At 50.7% G+C, this 21,436-nt stretch carries 2 protein-coding genes; both read right to left on the bottom strand.

Features of this window, described 5'->3' with window-relative positions; all coding sequences use genetic code 11:
* Positions 1–4: 4 nt before the first annotated feature.
* Positions 5–15,619 carry an SDR family NAD(P)-dependent oxidoreductase gene (locus NYE62_RS12405; protein ID WP_342496969.1) on the bottom strand — a complete coding sequence of 5,205 codons (15,615 nt, stop codon included), beginning with the start codon at positions 15,617–15,619 and terminating at the stop codon, positions 5–7.
* Positions 15,620–15,670: 51 nt separating this feature from the next.
* Positions 15,671–21,397 (bottom strand): type I polyketide synthase, encoded by a 5,727-nt coding sequence (locus NYE62_RS12410; RefSeq protein WP_342496970.1) that lies wholly within the window; start codon positions 21,395–21,397, stop codon positions 15,671–15,673.
* Between the last annotated feature and the right edge of the window lie 39 nt (positions 21,398–21,436).

The raw sequence follows: 21,436 nt of genomic DNA on the forward strand, positions 1-21,436 counted from the left end.
TCTATCACACCTCGCTTATTTCAAACATTGCTTCTGTGCCCGCCTCATTTTCTTCCGCTTCGGACAACTGTGCTTTTTCAGGCCAATACCGTTGTTTTCGGTATACTGTCTGGCCGCCTTTCGGTTCCATGGCCGCTTTTCGCTCTTTCGGAATTCCTTCGTTGCTGACAATGATATGGGCGTTATTCCCGCCCAAACCGAACGCGCTGACCCCGGCCCTGAGTATCTCTTTTTTTCCGTTCCACCGCTTCAGCTCAAGCACAGGATAAAGCGGAGAATCTTTAAATTGGAAGCGGGGGTTCGGTTTATGGCAATGCAAAGTCGGCGGCAGTTCTTCATTGGCAATCGCCAGCAAAACTTTGATGATTCCCGCCGCGCCCGCCGCACTCAGCAAGTGGCCGATATTGCTTTTGACGCTTCCTACACCGCAAAATTGTTTTTCATCGGAATAAGCAGACAAGACATTGGTTAATCCCTTTAATTCTATCGGGTCGCCGATCAATGTACCGGTTCCGTGCGTCTCTACGTATGTCATGGTGTCCGGCTCGATTTCCGCTGATTGAACCGCCTGCTCAATCAAGTCCTGCTGCGCCCGGGGATTCGGCGTCGTCACGCCCATTGTGCTGCCGTCATTATTAATCGCAGAGCCGTCAATAACGCCGTATATTTTATCTTCGTCTTCTATCGCTTTTTCAAGCGGCTTCAGCATCAGCACTCCGCAGCCCTCTCCGATTCCTGTTCCGTCCGCATCGGCATCGAAAGATTTTGAACGGCCATTTGGCGATAAGATTCTCGCCGCGCTCATTGTGAGAAAAGGTTTTTCATCAAGCAAAATGTCAACCCCGCCCGCAAAGGCCGCTTCCGCTTCTCCATTTTGAATAGCCTGCACGGCCAAATGAATTGCCGTAAGCGAACTGGAGCAGGCTGTATCCACGACCAGGTTGGGCCCTGTAAAGTTATAAATGTGCGCCATGTGTGCGGTAATAAAATTTTGCCCCGCGCCAATAATCGCGTCTTTTTGCAAATATTGAAATTTCTGATGAAACGCACCTGCCCTTGCACCGGCAAAAACGCCGATACGGCGGCCCCAGAGATCCTCTTTTTGATAACCGGCATCGGCCAAAGCTTCCGCGCTCACTTCGAGCCACTGCCTTTGCAGCGGATCTATCATCGGTGCCAGCGTTTCTGAAATATTGAAATACTCCGGGTCAAATTGATCAATATCGTGAATAAAACCGCCCCATTTACTGATGCTTTTTCCCTCTTGGTATTCACCCGGCTGATAGTGTTCCCCAGCGTTCCATCTGTCCGGCGGAACTTCAGTGACGGCATCCGTTCCGCTGCGGAGATTCTTCCAAAATTCTTTTATATCCCCCGCTTCCGGAAAATGGCAGGCCATGCCGATGATCGCAACCTTTCCCCGTTTCCCGGGGTTATCTGCCGTTTTTTTGCTCCGTTTCGGCGTCTTCTGCAAAGGGACCTTCTCCGCGGGAACTGCTGCATCTGCCGAAAAAGCTTCCGGACAATGTACGGCTAAATAATCCGCGAGCTGTTCTATGGTAGGGTGTTCCAGAAGGACAGTCGGATCAATTGAAACGGACGGCAGTTTTTGATCGATCTTTGTCAGCACTTGCGCCAGAAAGATAGAATCCATTCCGTATTCCTGAAAAGGCACATCGATATCCATATGCGTTTCATTGATACTCAGCTCTTTTGCCAAAAGCGACCTCAGCCAAGATTGAATATCAATCCGGTTATGTTCCCGTTTTTTTGTTTCAGGAGGTTTGGAAGCTGTTCTCATTCCTTTATGGGCGGCTGGCTTGGCATTTTCCAGCGCTTTGGCGTCCCAATCATGTTTCACTTGTGCCGGCAGCACGACAGCTCCGGGTCTTTTTCTTAAAATGTAATCAAGCATCTTGAGACCTTCCGCGTCAGAATGCCTCAGCAATCCCGTTTGCTGATATATCCCGCTTTTTGTATCCCTGCTCATGCCCGTCTCATCCCATGCCGGCCATTGTATGCTAATGATGCCGCTCTCATTGTTTTCTGCAAAATAGTCCATATAAGAATTAGCCATCGCATAATCGCTCTGACCCGCCGCAAGAATCGGGACGGCTGCCGAGACAGATGAAAACAGGACGAAAAATGCCGGCGCACCATCCTTTACACTCTCATACAGACTGTGAAGGCCGTCTGCTTTCGGGGCGAGCACCCGCGCAATACTGTCTTTGGATTTGCGGAGAAAAGCAGGGTTTTCACGGTCCGCAATTCCCGCGCAATGCAGAATGCCTCCGATAGGCCCGAGCGTTGAGGTTACCTCTTTTATAAGCCGTCCGACGGCCTGCTTATCCGTCAGATCAACTGCTGAGACGCACACTTTTACGCCTTGTGATTCCAGCTGCCGGATAAGCTGTATTTTTTCCGAAACGACAGGGTCTGTTTGCTCAAGATCCCACTCGGTTTTCGGCGGCAGCTCCTTTCTGCCTGTCAGAAGCAGTTTCTTCACACCGTATGCGGAAACGAAATGCTTGGCGCATAAAGCGCCGAGTCCGCGCGTTCCTCCGGTTATCACCAGGACGGCGTCTTTTGGAAACACAGTCCGGTCTGTTTGCACGGCTTCTGGTTCAATCTGATCAGTCTGCCGAAGAACATAGCTGAAGCGCTTGCCGTCCCTATAGCAAACAGCAGACTCCGTTAAGTCTGATTCAATTTCTTGTTTAATAAAAGCGGCTGTCTGCTCCAGCGGCCCTTCAGGATCAATATCGGCGTGACAGGTGAGAATATGGCTGTATTCATGCCGCAGCATGCGATAAAGCCCCGCTTTTTCAATACCATGCATAACGGCAGCCTTATTTTTGAAGGCTTCAAGCCCTTTTGTAAGATAAAGCATTTTCATGTTTTCTTGTCCGCGGCCGTATTCAATCAGCTGCTGCAGCGATGCCACCCAGCTGATGTCCTGCCGCTTTTGTCGGGAGCCGCAGCCGGTGAAGTCAATAAACCCGGAATAGATGGCCGCGTTCGGACCCTGTAAGAAAGAGATGAGCTGATTTTCCTGCACAATGTCAGCATCATTCAGCTGTTTTTTCACCTCGGCGGCAAGGTCTTTTGTATCTTCAGAGACGATGAGCGCTATTTTGTTGTTGAACGGCTCGGATGAAGACACTGCCTCGCACGGTTCCCATGTTTTTTGCAATAATACTGTTTTTTGATTCGAAAGCGGCAACTGCTCCCGTTTCGGCACCCAATAGCGGTCGGCTCTGAACGGATAGGAGGGCAGGCTGATGCGGCGCGGCTTCCTGTCCGTATACAGCTGCTCCCAATCCGTGTCAAATCCGTTTGCCCAGAGCCGCAGCACTTTCCTGTATTTCTTTTTCTCAAGCCAGGCGCTGACGAGGTCAGCAGCGTCTTTATCGTCTGAGAACATGGAGATCGTGTTATTCTCGCGTTTTTTACGGCCGCTGATGATATCTTCGCTGTTTTTTCCCATCAGAAACGCGTTCAGTTTTTCAGTCAGTTCCTCTGCGGAGCCTGCAATGATTCCCAGCCTCGCTTCCATCGCATCCCGTCCGGTCTGCAGTGTGTATGCGGCATCTGCAAGATCGATATGGCGGGATGATCCGTTTTTGATAAAGTCGCGAAGGAGACGCGCTCTTTCTTTCAGCCGCTCTTCATTTTTAGCCGACAAAACAAAAAGAGATGACGCTTTCTCACGGGCTTCCTGCTGTTCCGTCTCACTTCTGCCCATGTATTCTTCAATAACGATATGCGCATTGACACCTCCGAAACCGAATGAGCTTACACCCGCCCGGCGGGGCAGGACCCGGCCGTTTTCATCACGCAGCGCTTCCCACTCCTTTGTTTCTGTCACAATGTAAAACGGGCTGTCCTTCAATTTGATATGGGGATTGATGTTCTCGCAATGCAGACTTTTGGCGAGCGTCCGATGTTTCAGCTGCATCAATACTTTGATAACGCCCGCAATACCTGCTGCGAGCTCCAAATGTCCGATATTTGTCTTCACTGAGCCTATCCCGCAATATCCGCCCGGCGCCCCGTCTGTTTGGAAAGCTTTTTTCAATGCATTGATCTCAATCGGATCTCCGAGTGCCGTTCCGGTTCCGTGCGCTTCTATATAAGTGATCGTTGAAGGGTGAATACCGGCTTTTTGATAAGCGCTTTTCAGCACATCCGTCTGAGCCTGCGGATTCGGCGCGGTAAGTGACGCTGAGCGTCCGCCGTGATTTTCCGCTGTACCGCGGATGAGGCCGTAGATGTGATCCCTGTCATGCTCTGCCTCTGAAAGCTTTTTCAAGACAATCATGCCGGCACCCTCTCCTCTGACATAACCGTCAGCCTGATCGGAAAATGTTTTGCAGCGCCCGTCTTCACTGAGCATGCCTGCTTTTTGAAAACCGATATGCCCTTCAGGCGTGACGATCGTGTTGACGCCCCCTGCGACCGCCATATCACAATCTCCCGTTTCAATGGCTTTTACCGCGCGGTGAATGGCGACTAAAGAGCTTGAACAAGCGGTTTCTACCGGCTCGCTCGGCCCGTGGATATCAAGAAAATAACTCATCCGGTTCGGCCCGACGGACGGCACGATTCCGGTCATCGTATACCCCTCGACAGGAAGACCCGCCTTATTGATTAAAGTTTGATATCCGCTTCCCAGTGTGCCGGTGAAAATGCCGGTTTTTGTTCCGGCAATCCGTTTTGCTGAGTACCCCGCGTCTTCAATGGCTTTCCACACATACATCATTAATAGACGCTGCTGAGGATCCATCATTTCAGCTTCTTTCGGAGATATCCCGAAAAACAGCGGGTCAAACCCGGCGATTCCATCTATGAAACCGCCCCATTTAATTGACGTTTTATTTGCATCCGCTGCCGGATCGCCGTAATATTCGCGCCAATCCCAGCGATCTCGTGGAATTTCTGTGATGCAATGCTCTCCTTTTTGTAAACGTGTCCAGAATTCATCTATGTCTTTCGCTTGCGGAAAAATACCGCTGATTCCGATAATGGCTATCGGTTCGGTTTTTTCTTCTGATTTTCCTTTTACGGATACGGGCGTTTCCCGCTTGACATGAACGGCCGCCGGAGCTTCAGCTTTTCTTATTCCGGCTTTTGGAGCGGTTTTTAAACGCTCTCTTTCTAAGCCGCTGAATGCTTCTTTCCATTCAGATATCAAATGGCCGCTCAGTTTGCGCAATGTCGGAAATTCAAAGAAGATAGTCGGGCTGAGCTCAAGCTGATAAGACCGATTTAATAGATTTGTAAATTCAGTGAAAATGATCGAATCAAATCCGTATTCCGTCAGTTCGCTGTCAGCCTCGATATCTTTCATGCTTACCTTTAAAAGATCTGATACATGCCGCTTTAGTTTCTCTTGAACCTGATCTTTCAGATCTCTTGCATCTGCCACTGCCGGAGCTTTTCCGGCGGCGCTTTGTTCTTCGCCCAGATCGAAAATATGGCTGCGAATCCGTTTTTCGTCGCCTTCTGCCACCATGACCTGGTGTTCTCCGGAGGCAAAAGCGGCGTACAGCGCTTGGATGCCTGAGGCCGATCGCATGGCTTTCATTCCGGTCTGTTCATACATCAGCCGTTCGGTCTCTTTGTCCACGCGCATACCGCCTTCTTCCCAAAGCGGCCAGTTGACAGACAGGGTCTGCCCGCTCCGCTTGTTGTCCCGCACGAGACGGTTCCGGCGGGCTGCATAAACATCCATAAATGCGTTGGCTGCCGCATAACCGGCCTGCCCCGGATTTCCCATGCCTCCCGCCAAGGAAGAAAACAGAATGAAAAAGTCCAGCCGCGCATCTTTCGCTGCTTCATCAAGATTGATAAGCCCTTTCACTTTCGGCGCCATGACGGTCTTCCGTTCGTTTTCTGTCTGGTTCAGAATGTAATTGTCAGCGATTACGCCGGCGCCGTGAATGATCCCGTCGAGTGTTCCGTGCTCCTCCTGTATGCCGCGGACGAGGGCGATGACCGCCGCCCTGTCTGTCACGTCAACCGGTTGATACAATACGCGGGCACCCGACGCTTCCAAGCGCCGTAAGCGGGCGGAGCGGTCTTCATCAAGCGCTTCCGCCCTTCCCGTTAATACGAGGACGGCGTTTTTGACGCGGGAGGCTATTTCTTCAGCGAAAATCAGTCCGATGCCGCCCGCTCCCCCTGTGAGGAGGTAGACCCCTTCGTCTTTCCACGGAACGGCGCCCTTTTGAGGCGCCGGCAGAGGACGCCAGTTTCTGACGAGACGTTTGCCGTCTTCATAACGGATTTCCGCTTGTTCAGGATGCGCCCGGTTTTCTTTCAGCTTGGCAAGAAGCGCCGAGGCTGACTCGTCCGGATCGGCTTGGATGACTTGGCCGTACAGCTTCGGATGTTCAAGGTGAGCCGTTTTCAGAAAAGCGGCCAGCCCCGCCAATACATTGTCTTCCCCCCTGTCGGGGACAAGAAGCTGGATCAGCGTTTTTTTCTTCTGTTTTTCTTTGATAAGACGCGTGACGATCGCTGACAGCTCCGCCGCGCAGGCATCATAACGGTCTTCAATCGGACCTTCGCCGTCAGCCGCACATACGGCGCCGCTTATGTCCTCAGCGTTCATTCCGCCATACAGCGTCACGTATCTGAAAGACTCTTCTTGTCCGCCGCCTTCATCCGGCGGTGATTCCTGCCACTTTGGCTGAAGCAAGAGCGGTTTTTCCTCCGTTTCCTCTTCCAGAAAACGGGCGGTGAGCCCCGTCAATCGGACACATACCGCGCCGTTTTCATCACACAGCTCAATATGATAGGCGCCGGCCGCTGAGGAAAGCACCGCCCACATCGTCTCCCGGCACGCAGAAAACACCTGCATATCCTGGAGGGCAAACGGCAGAAACGGCCGTCCGGACGCGGAACCGTCTGAGAGCACGAGACCGATAGAAGCCTGAAGGGCGGCGTCCAGCATGCTCGGATGCAGGATGAACGGCTCCTTTTCTTCGCGGGCGGACGGCGGAAGAGTGAGCTTTGCGAGCACTTCTCCGCTTCCGGCATAGACGGCGTCAAGCGCCTGATGAGACGGTCCGTAGGTGATGCCGAGGCTGTCGAACGCTTCATAGCACTCAGCCTTTGACAAGTGACGGCCGCCGCAGCGCGCCTGAACCGCTTCTACATCGAGAACAGGAGCACGCTCCGTCTCTTCGAGCACGGCCTTTCCCTGGAAAAAGACAAGCGGGTCTTCTCCTTCGGCATACGCTTCAAAAGCGATGTCTCCGTTTTCTTCCGGCTGAAGCTTTACATGAAGCGTCACTCCTTCAGAAAGCGCCGTCACCGGACGGAGCCAAACGATCTGTTTGAGCCGGACACCCGTTTTCCCGCCGGGCAAGTCTTCGGCGGCAAGTGTAACGGCGGCCCGGGTCATTTCTAAAGCAGCCGCGCCCGGAAGCACCGGTTTTCCATTGACGATGTGATCGGCAAAAAACGGTTCGTGTCCTGAAAAAACAGAAGTAAAGCGCTGGGCGGTAAAGGTCGATGTATTCGCATGGAGCAGCGGGTGAACCTTTTCACGTTCAGCTGAATTCCGGCTTCCAATCTCTCTCTGTAGACGATCGGACGCCCAATACGTCTGCCTGGCAAATGGGTAGCCCGGCAGATTGCCGATTCGCGGCAAAGGTCCGCCATAAAGCAAGTCCCCTTCGATTTCATAACCTTGACAATAAAAATCTGCCAGCACGCATAACAGCTCCTGATATTTTCTATGGTCAGAATATGAGGCGCTGCACTTGCCGAGCACTTCTATTATGTGCTCCTGAATATGCTGACGCCCTGCAAAGTGCTGCGGTACTTTTCCCGAAAACACATAAGGATGATGTTCATTAAGCTTTGCCTGCTTCCATACATACACTGCGTCATCAGCATCTTGCACCACGATGGCGGCGCGATGGTTAAAGTGATGCCTTCCTTTTAACAACGTATAGCTGAGCTGGGCCAGATCATTTTCTTTCAGTCCGCCATTTTCCGCCCAAGTGATCATATCTTCGATTTTTTCCTGAAGGGCCTCCTCTGTTTTTGCAGACAAAGTAAGTAAATATGCAGGGGCATCACGATGAGGTGAAACGCTGCGCTTATAGCTTTCCATAACGACATGGGCGTTTGTTCCGCTCATCCCGAATGCGCTGACTGCCCCCATTCGGTTTTTACCCGGCAGAGAAGGCCACGGTTTACCCGTTTTATTCACATAAAAAGGACTCTTCTCCCAGTTGATATAGCGGTTTTCCCCGCTGCAATGCAGACTGGCGGGAATCATTTCACGGGAGAACGCCTGTAAAAGACTGATCAAACTGACAATGCCTGACGCGGCAAACGTGTGGCCGATATTGGTTTTAATTGATGTGAGCGCGCAAAAAGCTTCTTCGTTTGTATAGGCAGAAAATGCGTCATAAAGCGCGTTAATTTCCACCGGATCACCGAGTTTTGTACCTGTGCCGTGTGTGACGATATATTCGATATCTTCAGGGTTGATACGGCCCCGGTCATAAACGGAAGTAAGCAGCCGGGTCTGCGCGACGCCGCTCGGAGCGGTAATTCCGTTTGTTTTCCCATCATAATTGATGCCGCTCGCCCGAATCACCCCGTAAATCGGATCACCATCTTTTTCCGCCTCTCTCAGCGGCTTCAGAACAACCGCCGCGGCCGCTTCCCCCGGAACCATGCCGTCAGCCCTTTTATCAAACGCGAAGCATTTCCCGTTTTCCGACAGCATTCCGGCTTTATCTATCGTTTCAAAAAAGTCCGGGGTATTCATGATATTCACCCCGGCCGCAACAGCTGTTGTGCACTCTTTATTCTGCAGGCTTAATACCGCCTGATGGACAGAAACGAGCCCCGAAGAACATGCTGTATTTATCGCCATCACAGGACCGGATAAATTCAAGTGATAAGCCAGCCGCGCCGCCAAAATACCGTTATGATGAGACGTGACATTGCCTTTGTCCCGTGTTAAAAGGTGATAATCTCCTTCTTCCGCCCCCACAAACATACCGATCGTCTGCTGCTTGATGTGACTGGCGCCGTAGCCGGCGTCCTCAAGGGCCCTCCACGCTTCCTGAAGAAGCAGCCGCTGTTTCGGATCCATCGTTTCAGCTTCCCTCGGCGATATTTCAAAAAATAAAGGGTCGAATTCGGCCGCCCCCGGTACAGCGCCGAGTTTCCACTTTGAACTTGTGAAGCCTTTTTTTGCGACCGGTGCGACAACGTCCTTTTCCTGAAACAGAATATCCCACAGCTCGTCCGCCGTGCGCGCCTGAGGAAATCGGCCGCTCATGCCGATAATGGCAATGGAATCAGCTGCCTGACTGCCCTCGGTTCCGGCGTTCAGCTTATTTCTTCCCCTCTGCTTCTTTCGCTTTTCCGTTCCTGCCTTTTCAAAGACAGATTGATCTGCGGATTCAGGTTTCTTTTCTTCATAGACATGCCCCATGACGGACTGGTGTTCCGTCAGAAAATAGCGGACGACCTTCTCCAGTGTAGAATGTCCGAAAAACAGGGCCGGTGTCACTTCAATTCCGTAATGGGCGGACAAAGAAGAGGCGAATTCCGCCAAACTGATAGAATCAAAGCCGAAATCAGCCAGATTGTCAGCGTCCGTCAGTCTGTTCTTGTCTATTTTCAAAAGCCCCGCCGCCAGTTCTTTCACATCCCAGCTTACGCATTCTTCCAGTGTAAAGCCTTTCATTTCACTCCGCCTTCCTGAAAACGGGACGTTCCTGTTTACAGAACCCGAAATCGGCCGTTCGCCTTGATCTATCTGCAGGAAGCGTTTGGCCCTCGACGGAAAACCGGCCAGGACGAGATACTGGCTGGACGGCTGGACTAACAATGTTTCAAAAGCTTCGAGTCCTTCCTCAGTGTATAAATAACGCTGTCCGCTTGATTTTAAATACATATCGGTGCTTTCCGCCGTGCCGACATGCATCCCCCCTTCTTTCCAAAGCGGCCAATTGATTGCAAGTGACTTGCCGCTTCTGAGTCCGAGGCTCACAAGTTTATCCCGGTGACGGACAAAAGCCATTTGGAAGCGGTTCCCCATCGCGTAGTCACAAGAACCGAAGTCTCCTAAAATCGCTGAAGAAGAAGAGAAACAACAGAAGAAGTCAAGCGGCTCCCGTGACAGAACCTGATCTAACACCGCGGTGCCGTCCGCTTTTGGCGATAAGACTTGCTGAAAGGTTTGCAGATCTTTCTCCAGAATGCTTTCAGTGCCTTGAAGACCTGCAGCGTGAATGACACCGTGAATCGGCCCGCATCCTTTCTCTTTCACTTCTTGCAAACCTTTCTCCATCTGGGCCTGATCTGCGGCATCCGCCTGCACGTAAAACACCTTGGCGCCTGATTCTTCCAATCTCTTTATCTTGTTCAGCACCGGGCCGTCTGCCTCTGATCTCCCCGTCAAAATGAGCGTAACCGGTCCTTTTTCAGCAAAATATCCGGCAAATAACAAGCCTAATCCCCCGCATCCGCCGGTAATCAAGTACGTTTTTCCGCTCTTTATCACACGCTTCTCAACAGGGGCGATATCCGTCTGCTTCATTTCCATGACGTGGCGGATTTCCCCACTGTACATGACACTGCGGAACGACTCGCTGTGAAGTTCTTCACATACGTTATGGATCAGCTTTTCAAACGGTCCTTTTTGTCCAAAATAAACCGCGGCCGTATCCGTCTCCGGCAAGATCAGTTTCAGCGACCGTTCCAGCCCGATCCATGACTCGGCGTAACTGATATCGGTATCGCTCCCGCACTGAGCGGAAAGAAGGATCCGCCTCGGTTTAGAACGCAAAGAAGCAGCTGCGCGGATCACATGATACAGAATGGAATAGTCTTTCACGGCCTTTTCATCTTCAAGCGGCCATCCATATAAAACGGCATCCGCTTTGCCTGCAGCCGTTTCAATATGCCGAAACGTTTCTTGATATGCTTGTCCGTCAGTGATTTTAATTTGATAATGCGTGTTTGAAAGCTTTTGAGTTTCCTCACCCTGTGAAATAAAAAACACGCCGGCTCCCGGATAAAGGGATTGTAAAGACTGATAAGCATGCTTTCTGGCAGCTTCTCCCGTAAGAAAACAGATAACCGTTTTCAGCTCTTCATGAATGGATTTCTTCAGAGGCTGCGGCTTCCACATTTCTTCAAATATCATCATCTCGGATTGTTCCTCTTGCCCGTGATCCTGCTGAGACGGCTGTCTCATTCTTATCCCTTTGATTTCTGCGCAGACAGTGCCGGTTTCGTCACAAAATTGAATGTCACAGCCGGTTTGATTCTTTTTATTAATATACATCCACATGCCGGATGAGCACGGACGCATGACGCGCAGTTCTTCAACCGCTTCAGGCACGATATGGACTGACGGCTCCGTTTTTGCCAGGACATGAAAAGCTGCGTCCAGAAATTCCGGCGGCAGATGATATCCCGGATTACGGCCGCTTTCATCTGTGAGAGCAAGCTTCGCCCAAACCGCACTTTCTCCCGCATAAAGCTTTTCAACGGTGCGGAACTCCTTACTGATCGTTACACCTGATGTGCCTGGTGTTTCATAATCGAATGACAGCGGGCGGCAGTCTTTTTGTAAGGAGGCAATATCAAGCACGCGGGATGGCTGTATGTTCCCTTGTCCGATGATTCCATAATGATGCAGCTTCTCTTCGTCACTGTATATTTCATAATGGATGCCTTCCTCGTCTTCAGACAGAAGGGAGAGATTGACGCCCGCACCGTGATGTCCGCCGGTAATCGGGTCAGTCCATGCCGCCGTTCGGATCCATATCTCTTTTTCTTCAGAGCTGTCTGCCGCATGATGAAAAGCCGCAAGCGCCATTTCTAAATAAACGGCTGCCGACAGAACCCGCTCCCCGCTCACATCCTGGAAAACGTGTTCCCGGCCTGTAAAAGATGTATGATAGCTTTGCTCCGCCAAGGTTGACGTATTTTCATGCAGGAAAGGATGCACATATTCAGTTGTTCCTGTTTGTGGTTCTTCCCGCTTCATCCAGTAGCTTTCTTTTGCAAATGGATAAGACGGCAGACTGATACGATGCGGCAGCGCGCCTTTATATAAAGATGCCCAATCGACGGGCGTCCCGTGAACCCAGGCATTCAAAAGACTGTCAAATTGACGTTTTTCCATCCAATCACTGATAGTGCCTTCCGTCTCCGTGACAGCACTATCACTCCGGCCCGTAAACACCCCGCTTACGGAACCAGCATTATTCAGAAAAGCAATCAGCTTCTGTTCCAATTCAGAAACAGAGTCCGCTGTCATCGCCAGCCGTTCTTCCATCGGGACCCTGCCGACTTGAAGGGTAAATGCCGCGTCAAGCAGATTCGCATCTGTAATTGTTCCGTGTCCGGCGGCATCCGACAGCAACAGAGCCCGCTCGCGCAAGCGGTCTTTATCTTTTGCCGATAAAACAAAAAGCGCCGGACGGCCGGTGTCTGCCGAAGTCATTTCAGCCGGTTCATACTCTTCTATCAGCAGGTGGGCATTTGCACCGCCCGCTCCGAAAGAAGATGTACCCGCCATTCTCGGATATTCTCGTGTTACTCCTTCAGATTCTATGACCGGCCGTCTCCATTCCGCTGTTTCCTGCTGCACGATAAAAGGAGAAGTTTCAAAATCAATTTCCGGGTTCAGCTGCTTTGAATGCAGCGACGGCACCAGATATCCGTGTTTCATCTGAAGAAGAATTTTGGTGACCGCAGCAATGCCCGCCGCACTTTCCAGGTGTCCGATATTGGATTTAACAGAACCGATGGAACAAAATTGCTTTGCATCCGTATAGCGGCGGAAAGCCTTGGTTAACCCTGCGATTTCAATCGGATCTCCCAAGGAAGTGCCGGTGCCGTGGGCTTCCAGATAGCTGATTGCTCTCGGGTCAATCCCTGCCCGCTCCATCGCGTCTGCGATCACTTCTCCTTGTGCTTTCGGATTCGGAACGGTGAACCCGTTCGTTTTGCCGCCGGCGTTCAGAGCGCTTCCTTTAATGACACCGTATATATGATCATGATCTTCAACAGCCTTTTTCAACGGCTTTAACACGATACAGCCGACGCCCTCTCCGTCAACAAACCCGTCAGCCTTATCACCGAACGCTTTGCACGCGTTTGACGGTGACAGCATTCTCATAGAAGAAAGTCCGATATAATGAACCGGATCTGTAATCAGGTTTACGCCGCCGGCAATCGCGCATTCAGATGCACCTGTTCTGATGCTTTCTGCGGCGAGATGAATGGCGGTTAAGGATGAGGAGCATGCGGTATCGACCGCGATGCTCGGACCGTGAAAATCAAACACATAGGATACGCGGTTCGGGATAAAGTGGTAGTGGGCCCCTGTCGGATAGTTGCCGTTCATAACACCCGCAAAGACACCAACCTTTTTACCGGCGCATAGTGAATCAGGGGTATATCCGGCATCCTCCAGGGCCGCATAAGCGGTTTCCAGAAACAGTCTCTCCTGCGGGTCCATGCGCTCCGCTTCTTTCGGGGAGATTTTAAAAAACAGCGGATCAAATTTATCAATATCTGTTAAAAAGCCGCCCCACTTTGTATACATCCGGCCTTCCTTACCTTTTGTCTCATCATAGTAGTCCCGCCAATCCCAGCGGTCTTTCGGAATTTCGGTGATTCCGTGTTCACCGGTCTTTAACCGTTCCCAGAACTCATTAACATTTTCAGCCCCGGGATACCGTCCGGCAAGACCGACAATTGCCACTTCAAGGTGTTTTGACGGCGGTTCGGAAGCGGGCGGCGCTTTTTCAGAAAAAGATGCCGCTTGGCGCTTCGTCAATCCGGCGCTTTTTTTACGGCTTTGCTTTTTCTGTAAAGTGTGCGGCGCCTTTTCGGCTTCTTTATTTGTCTTGAAAATCCCAGCCATATCTTCCTGTCTTGAGCTGACGAGATATTCCGCTAATCCGCCGATTGTCGGATACTCGAAGAACAATGTGCTGCTGATATCAGGTATGTCTTCCCGCACGCGGTTGGTCAGCTGTACGATTAAGATGGAATCGATTCCGTATTCTTCAAGGGGCGTATGGGCTTGAACGTCCTCAATCGGCATCTTTAAGATGGCGCTGACGATCTGTTTCAAATACTCTGTGCTTTTTTCAAGCAAAGAGCCGGATGATGCCGCTTCAGTATGACGGACTTCTTCAGAAAATCGCGCATGCAGTTCGCGCTCCTTCGTTTCAGCCAAGAATGCGGCAAGCTCTTCTATCGTCCGGTATTCAAAAAACAGCGTGCTGCTGATATCAGGGACGAGATCCCGCAGCTCATTCGTCAGCTGAACGATCAGAATAGAGTCAATGCCGTATTCATCCAGAGGAGCCAGCGGATTTATCTCTTCTGCCGGCATTTTTAATACTTTTGCCGCAGCCCTTATCAGAAAAGCCGCTGTCTTTTCCGAAAGCCCCTCTCCCGCTTGTTTGATGGGGAGCTGACGATCAGAGGATGTTTGCGGTACGTTTGATTGGCGCTTTTGCGCGGTGTAAGCTTCCCTGCTCTGCCTGATGACTCCGTTGCTTTTCGCCGTGATAATCTGCTGGGTGTGCAGACGTTCGTTTTCAGCCGGAAATTGAATGGAATGGAAACCTTCAGCTATTAAAACGGATTTCCATGTTTCCGGATAAAGACCGGGGCACCCCGGAATCCGCAGCGCCTCGTCTTCGTACAGCCACCAGCCCTCTAATAAGCCGAATGTAACATGTGTAAACGGCGTATGCCCGCCCAGTTCATTAACAAGCAGCAAACCGTCCTTTTTCAATACGGCTTTTGCCGTCCGTAAGGTTTTCCGGATATTTTTGGTGGCATGCAGCACGTTTGCAGCGATAGCGATATCGTAGGTTCTCAGATGTAATCCCTGGCCCGCCGCAGGCTGCTCCACATTAAACAGCTGATACGTCAAATACGGATTGTCCGCGCCGTATTCCTTTTCGGCATGCATTAAAAAAGCTTTTGACAAGTCGGTATAACAGTATTCCTGAATATGGTTTTGATAGGGGCGGAGCTTTTTAAACAGTGTACTGCTCGTTCCGCCGGTGCCCGCTCCGATCTCCAGCAGACGGATGTTTGCATCAGGATTGTTTTTCATTACATTTTCCACATACATACACGCTTCATTTGCCAGCACATCGTTGTAATAATCAGCGAGAATGTTATGCTTATAGATTCCTTCAACAAGCTCCATTGAAGAATCGGGAAACATCACGTCAGTGGCTTTTATTTTGCCTGTTAAAATGTCAGGCAAAGCTTGAATGACGGTATCCGCCAGCAGAACCTGCGCTTTCATATCCGGATCTTTCAGCCATTCGTTTTTCTTCTTATGCCACTCTTCCCAAACCGCGGCCGTTTCACCGCTTTTAAAATCGCTGTCTAAAAGACGGATGCTTTCTTCCAGCCAGCGTTCATATAAAGGCAGACAGGAAGCCGCCGGCGCTTCGCCGGTCAGACCCATTGAACGCAGCGTCACCCGCAGCACTTGCAGCAAAAGCCGATTCAATTCTTTCATTTGATTGCTTATTTCTGTTCTTAAGGATAACTGTGTACGGTCTTTTTGTTTGTCTCCCTTACCCAAAACCTTATCCTCCTAAGAAAATTAAATTTGCTCCGTCATTTTGACAGGCAATCAGATAGTCACAAATTCATGAGGGTTCATTCCCTCGATCGGAATCGGCTTGGTCAGCTTCATCAGCCCCATGCGGGAGATCGGCTGCGTCAGCAGAGTTTCCAGCGCCTGCATCCCTTCCGCCCGGCTGATCAGCCCGAGACCGATTGCACTCAGTCTGTCAAACTCTTCAGAAATGTGATTGTCAGCCCGCTCCCAATAACCCCAGTTCATCACTTTGACCCGGCATGACAGCCGTCCGGAAAGCTCATGGGCAAATGCGTCTTTAAATGCGCATCCCGCCGCATAATGGCTTTGATTCGGATTCTTAATATATGAAATAACCGAAGAGAAAAAGAGAATAAAGTCCAAAGACTCTTTCGCAAATACTTCGGCAATGTTGACGGAAATATCCACTTTCGCCGCAAGGCCGGCGTGAAACTGTGATTCTTCCATATCTTTTACGCTTTCATTCGCAAATACCATCGCTGAATGAACGACGCCGCTGATGGTGCCGTATGTGTTTTTAATCTGTTCATAGGCGCGCTGAAGCGATGGAAGATCAGAAGCATCTGCGGCTATATATTCGGGAGCCGGGCCTGATGGCCGGTACCGGTCTATTTTTTGGCGTATCCGGCTGTCCAGCGGCCGCCTCCCGATCCAGACGACTCGGGCTTTATACGTCGTCACTATATAATCTGTCCAAACCTCGCCGATGCCTCCCGCACCGCCGATGATGACATATACGCCTCCATAGCGGTAAGGAACACTTTCAGACGGCCCGCTTTGGACCGGAAGCAATTGAGGCCGGTACCATTCCTGATGTCTGCGCACCCATGCTTTACCCGTACGGTCGCGGGGCAGGCTGAATATGTCTTCTGCGGGAAAATCCCCCCCGTCTTCAAGATCGGCGAGACGGATGTGCCAGCTCGGATGTTCTTTAGCGAGAGACCCGACGAAACCGTGCACACTGGAATGAGCGGGACGCACCTCATCATATTGGGTAATAGGCTGTGCTTGGTGCGTAATCACCGTCATCCCGAGCTGCTCTTTTCCATACCCGAGACCGATAAGAGCTTTGGCCGCTCTGAAAATTTGCAGCACCCCGCTTTTTTGATCATGGCTGTCAGAATCAGCCGGCTGAGGGGCAAACCAGATCATATGCTGAATCTCACCGAGACGGCGGAGCCGATCAGATATCACTTCAACGGAAGCACTTTGGCCGATATCAAATCGCACAGCTTTAGGAAACAATCGTAAAACCGCGTCCGCCTGCCCGTCTGTACCGCCTATGATGACAGCTTTTGCTTCAGAAATGGGGAAGCCGGTTTGGTTGTCTATCGGTTCCGCGTCCCATACCTGCATCAGTTTGACGGCTCCGGTAAGGTTACCCGGGAGATCGTATTGCTTATTATCGGTAACGGCCGGTTCACTTTCGGCCATCCGGGCAGAAAATCCTTTTATCCTTACACACACATTGCCGCGTTCATCACATATATCAATGTCCATTCTTCGCACGGCCGGTGTTTCATGCGTCACAAACACGGCAGCCCACATGTTTGGCCTGCACGGATGAAAAACGGTCAGTTCATGCAATTCAAAAGGCATTAACGGCTGCTCCGGATAACCCGCTTGATCTTCATTCATAACGCCGATGGCCGCCTGAAAAGCGGAATCTATCAGACTCGGATGGAGCACAAACTGTTCGGCCTCATCAGAAACGGAAGCGGGGAGCACCAATTTAGCCAAGGCTTCTTTTTCCCCGCAATAAATATGATCAATTCCTTGATGTGAAGGTCCGTATACAATTTCCGCCTTTGCAAACGCCACGTAGCAGTCTTCTTTTGACAGCACTTTTTTGCGGCATCGCGCTTTCAGCTGTTCAATATGCAAAACCGGCGCCTCAGACAGCGGCTCAATCACAGCACTGCCTTCACAATAAATGTCTGAATCATTTTCACTGCTGTACACTTGAAATGAAACATTGCCGTTATCCTCCAAAGAAAGCCCTGTCGTCATACGCAGCGTCTCTTTTTTGTGAACGGCCTGGCGTATCCAGCTGATATACCGCAGCGAAATGCCGGTTTTAGCCGTGTATTCAGCGGCTAACGGCGCGGCAGCCAGTTCAGCCGCGGCTCTCGCCATTTCAAGATAAGCCGCCCCGGGGAGAACACGCTTGTTTCGGACGATATGATCGGCTAAGAAGAATTCATCTCCGTTCAGTATCGTACTGAATTTTTGTTCTAGCAAATCTGATGTATTGCGGTGAAGCAGCGGGTGAAGCCTGCTTTCTGTATTTACGGAAGTGACGGGATGATCGGGCTCCGGTATCCAATATCGTTCCTTTGCAAACGGATACGTCGGCAGACTCATCCTGCGCGGTTTCTCCTCCTGATACAGCCTCGTCCAGTCTATCTCAAATCCTTTTGACCACAGCTCCGCAAGTTTTTTGTAAGTGCCGCTGTCCATCCATTTTCGGATCAGCTCCTCCGTATCCTGATCATCATTCAGGAAACCCCTGATTTCCGTTCCGCTGTCAGACCGCCCTTGAAAGCAGCCGTCAATCTGCCGTTTTTGTTCTGTAAATTCAGTTAATTTCCTGATCAGGTCTGCTTGATCGTTCACTAAAAAAACAAGCCGCTCTTCCATTGCCAGCCGTCCCGTTTGCAGCGTATACGCCAGTGACCGCAGGGAAAAAGATTCACCAGACTGCTTATCTAAGCCCGGCTGGCCGAAAAGACCGGAAAGAATATTCTTATGTTTCTCATCGTTTGTCAGACATTCTGCTAAAGTCCGGACGGAAGTATGCTGTATGAGATCAGTCATGTCTATTGCCAGCCCGTATTGATCCGTCATCAGCTCAGAAAACTGTGTCAGCTGCATGACATCCAAGCCGAATTCCTTCCAATCCTGTTCATCATCTACCGAACCGGCCGCAACATGCAGAACTTCGGCCAGAACACCTCGCAACGCATTTTCCAGCTTATTTTGCATTGTATCTCTTTTGTCATGAAGCGGACCGCTTCCTTCAAGCGCTTTATCTTTGAGAAACATCAGCAGGCGGGCAGCGTATTCCTTCAGCCGCTCCGGATTTTTCGCTGACAGAGGCACGATATACGGTCTCTCTTGATCCTCCGTAATACCGGGGTTTTTAGGCCTGTACTCTTCTAAAATGAGATGAACGTTTGAACCCGTCGCCCCGAATGAACTGATGCCTGCGCGTCTCGGACAGGAATGTTTACGGCCGTTCTCTGTATACGCCGGCTTTTTCCATGACTCGGTTTTTTGCTGCACGTAAAATGGCGAGTCCTCTAAACGGAGATACGGATTAATCGTCTCTGAGTGCAAAGAAGGGACAAGCGTTTTGTGAAACAGCTGCAAAACCGTTTTATGAAGCCCGCTGATCCCGGCAGCTGATTCCGCATGTCCGATATTCGATTTAACGGAACCGATCGCACAAAATTGCCGATCCTCCGTAAACGTGCGGTAAGCTTTAACAAGACCTTGTATTTCAATCGGATCTCCTAAAGAAGTTCCGGTTCCGTGCGCTTCCACATAAGAAATCGTCCGGGGATCGATCCCCGTCTTTTCAAGACATTCAGCTATCATATCCCCCTGCGCCACGGGGCTCGGCACGGTAATCCCGCTGACGGTCCCCACGTGATTGACGGCGCTGCCTTTTATCACCGCATAAATATGATCCTTATCTTCTTCGGCTTTGTGGAGCGGCTTCAGCAGCACGGCTCCGATGCCGTCAGCTGAGACATAGCCTGTGCCTCCTTCGCCGAACGTGCGGCACAGCCCGTCACTCGAATGCATATCCATCAAGCCGTATGTGATATATTTTGTCGGGTGCAATGATAAATTGACGCCTCCGGCAAGAGCTGCTTCACATTCACCGCGTCTCAGACTTTCCGCCGCCATATGAACGGCCGTCAAAGATGACGAACACACCGTGTCAACCGCCATGCTCGGCCCGTGAAAATTGCAAAAATATGAAACCCGGTTTGCGATCGGCGCATAGTTCAAGGGATAAGGAAAGACCAGCCCTTTAGCAGCAGCTTCAGCGCCGGCGAGAGAATAATCCATATGCATCACCCCGGCAAACACACCGACGTTCATTCTCTTATTCGGCCCTTTCGGCTGAACGATTGTTTCCGGGGTGTAGCCCGCATCCTCAATCGTTTCCCAGCATGTTTCTAAAAACAATCGTTCTTGCGGATCTTTAGCTTCTGCCTCCCGCGGAGAAATCCGAAAAAATTTCGCATCAAAACAATCCGGATCGTCTATAAAACCGCCCCATTTGGAAATCGGCTTGCCGGACGGCGATCGCAAATGCTCATATGTCCTCGTATCCCAGCGGGAACGAGGCACTTCCGTTACGCTGTTTTCTCCATTTTTTAAATTTGTCCAAAATTCACGAAGATTTTTGGCGCCGGGGTACCGTCCCGCCATCCCGACGATCGCAATATCTCCATTCTGCGTTCCGGCTGACGCCGATTTTTTCACGCGGATTTGGGTCGTCCTCTTTTTTTCCCGGTGCAAAGGCTCAGCACTTGAATGCCCGCTTTGAGCATGGCCGAAACCGGCTCCGTAATGTTCGCACAAATATCCCGCCAATTCCGCGATTGTCGTGTATTCAAATAACAGTGTCGGCAGAAGCTGCGTTCCGATTTTTCGTTCAATTTCCTTTACCATGTCCAACAGCCCCGGAGAATCCAGCCCCATTTCATAGTAGCCGATATCAGGGTCAATCTCTTTCACAGGTTTGTTCAATCGGGCGGCAAGCAATTCTTTTAAATAAAGGATGCACTGTTCAGTAAGGCCGGCGGAAGCCTCCGCACGGCGGGGCTCAGAAGGCGCCGGTTCCGCTTGCGGAGCCGGGACGGCATTCCGCCCGTCAGGTTCTTTCTTTAGCCGTTTCTGATTGATCAGTTCCGGGTCCCTCACCAGTTTATTGGCGAAGTTTTTCAGTTCGCCGACTTTTCTGCCTTCCTCATTGAAAAACTCCATTGTCACGTAAACGAGATCTTTCTTACGGGTGACGGATTCTTTTTTTATCTTGGTGATACATGTTGTCTGCAGCAATTCGGTGCAATAAAACGATTCATAAAACAGCGGCAGAAATAATTGCCCCTCCTCCCTCGTCAAAGGAGCGAGATATACATTGGAGCCGATGCTGCTCGCATCTATCAATGCGGGATGAAACATCGCCTCTTCTGCATGTTCCAGCTGATCCTTTTGCACCGACAGATCAATATAAATCTCTTTTTCAGTTTGGTAGACGCTTCCGCAGCCTTTCATCATTCCTGAATGAACCAGTTCTTGATCCCTGCATTCCGCGTAAATGTCCTCAAGCGGTATTTCTGCCGCCGTTTGTTTTACGGCATCCATCCGGACGCTCTCTTGGAAGCCGGCGGGATTGACGGAATGCATTTGCGCCGCGGCATATACCTTTGTCTCTGCTGCTTCGTCACCTTGTTTTTGCCCTTTCACCTCTACCTTCCACTGCTCTTCGCCGTTCTCTGTACAGTCAACGGAAAGCAGGATTGTTTCTCCCTGTTCAGGAGCTAAAGGGTGAAAAATCGATAAGTGCCTGAGTTCAAGGCCGGCATGAAAAAAGCCGTTTTCTCTGAAAGTCTGATAGATCAGGTCAATATAAGCCAGACCCGGCAGCAGTTCCTTTCCATAGGCTTTATGATGTTTCAGAACGGGATGCTGATTGTTAATAAGAAGCTGCTCTTGCATATGAACTTCCTCCATATCGACATTCAATTTTCAGCGCAA

Source organism: Bacillus sp. FSL K6-2861, assembly GCF_038630725.1.
GTDB classification, from domain to species: domain Bacteria; phylum Bacillota; class Bacilli; order Bacillales; family Bacillaceae; genus Bacillus; species Bacillus velezensis.

Coding starts and splice junctions, on each gene's coding strand:
- NYE62_RS12410 (WP_342496970.1), bottom strand. CDS start 21,397: ATGCAAGAGCAGCTTCTTATTAACAATCAGCATCCCGTTCTGAAACAT.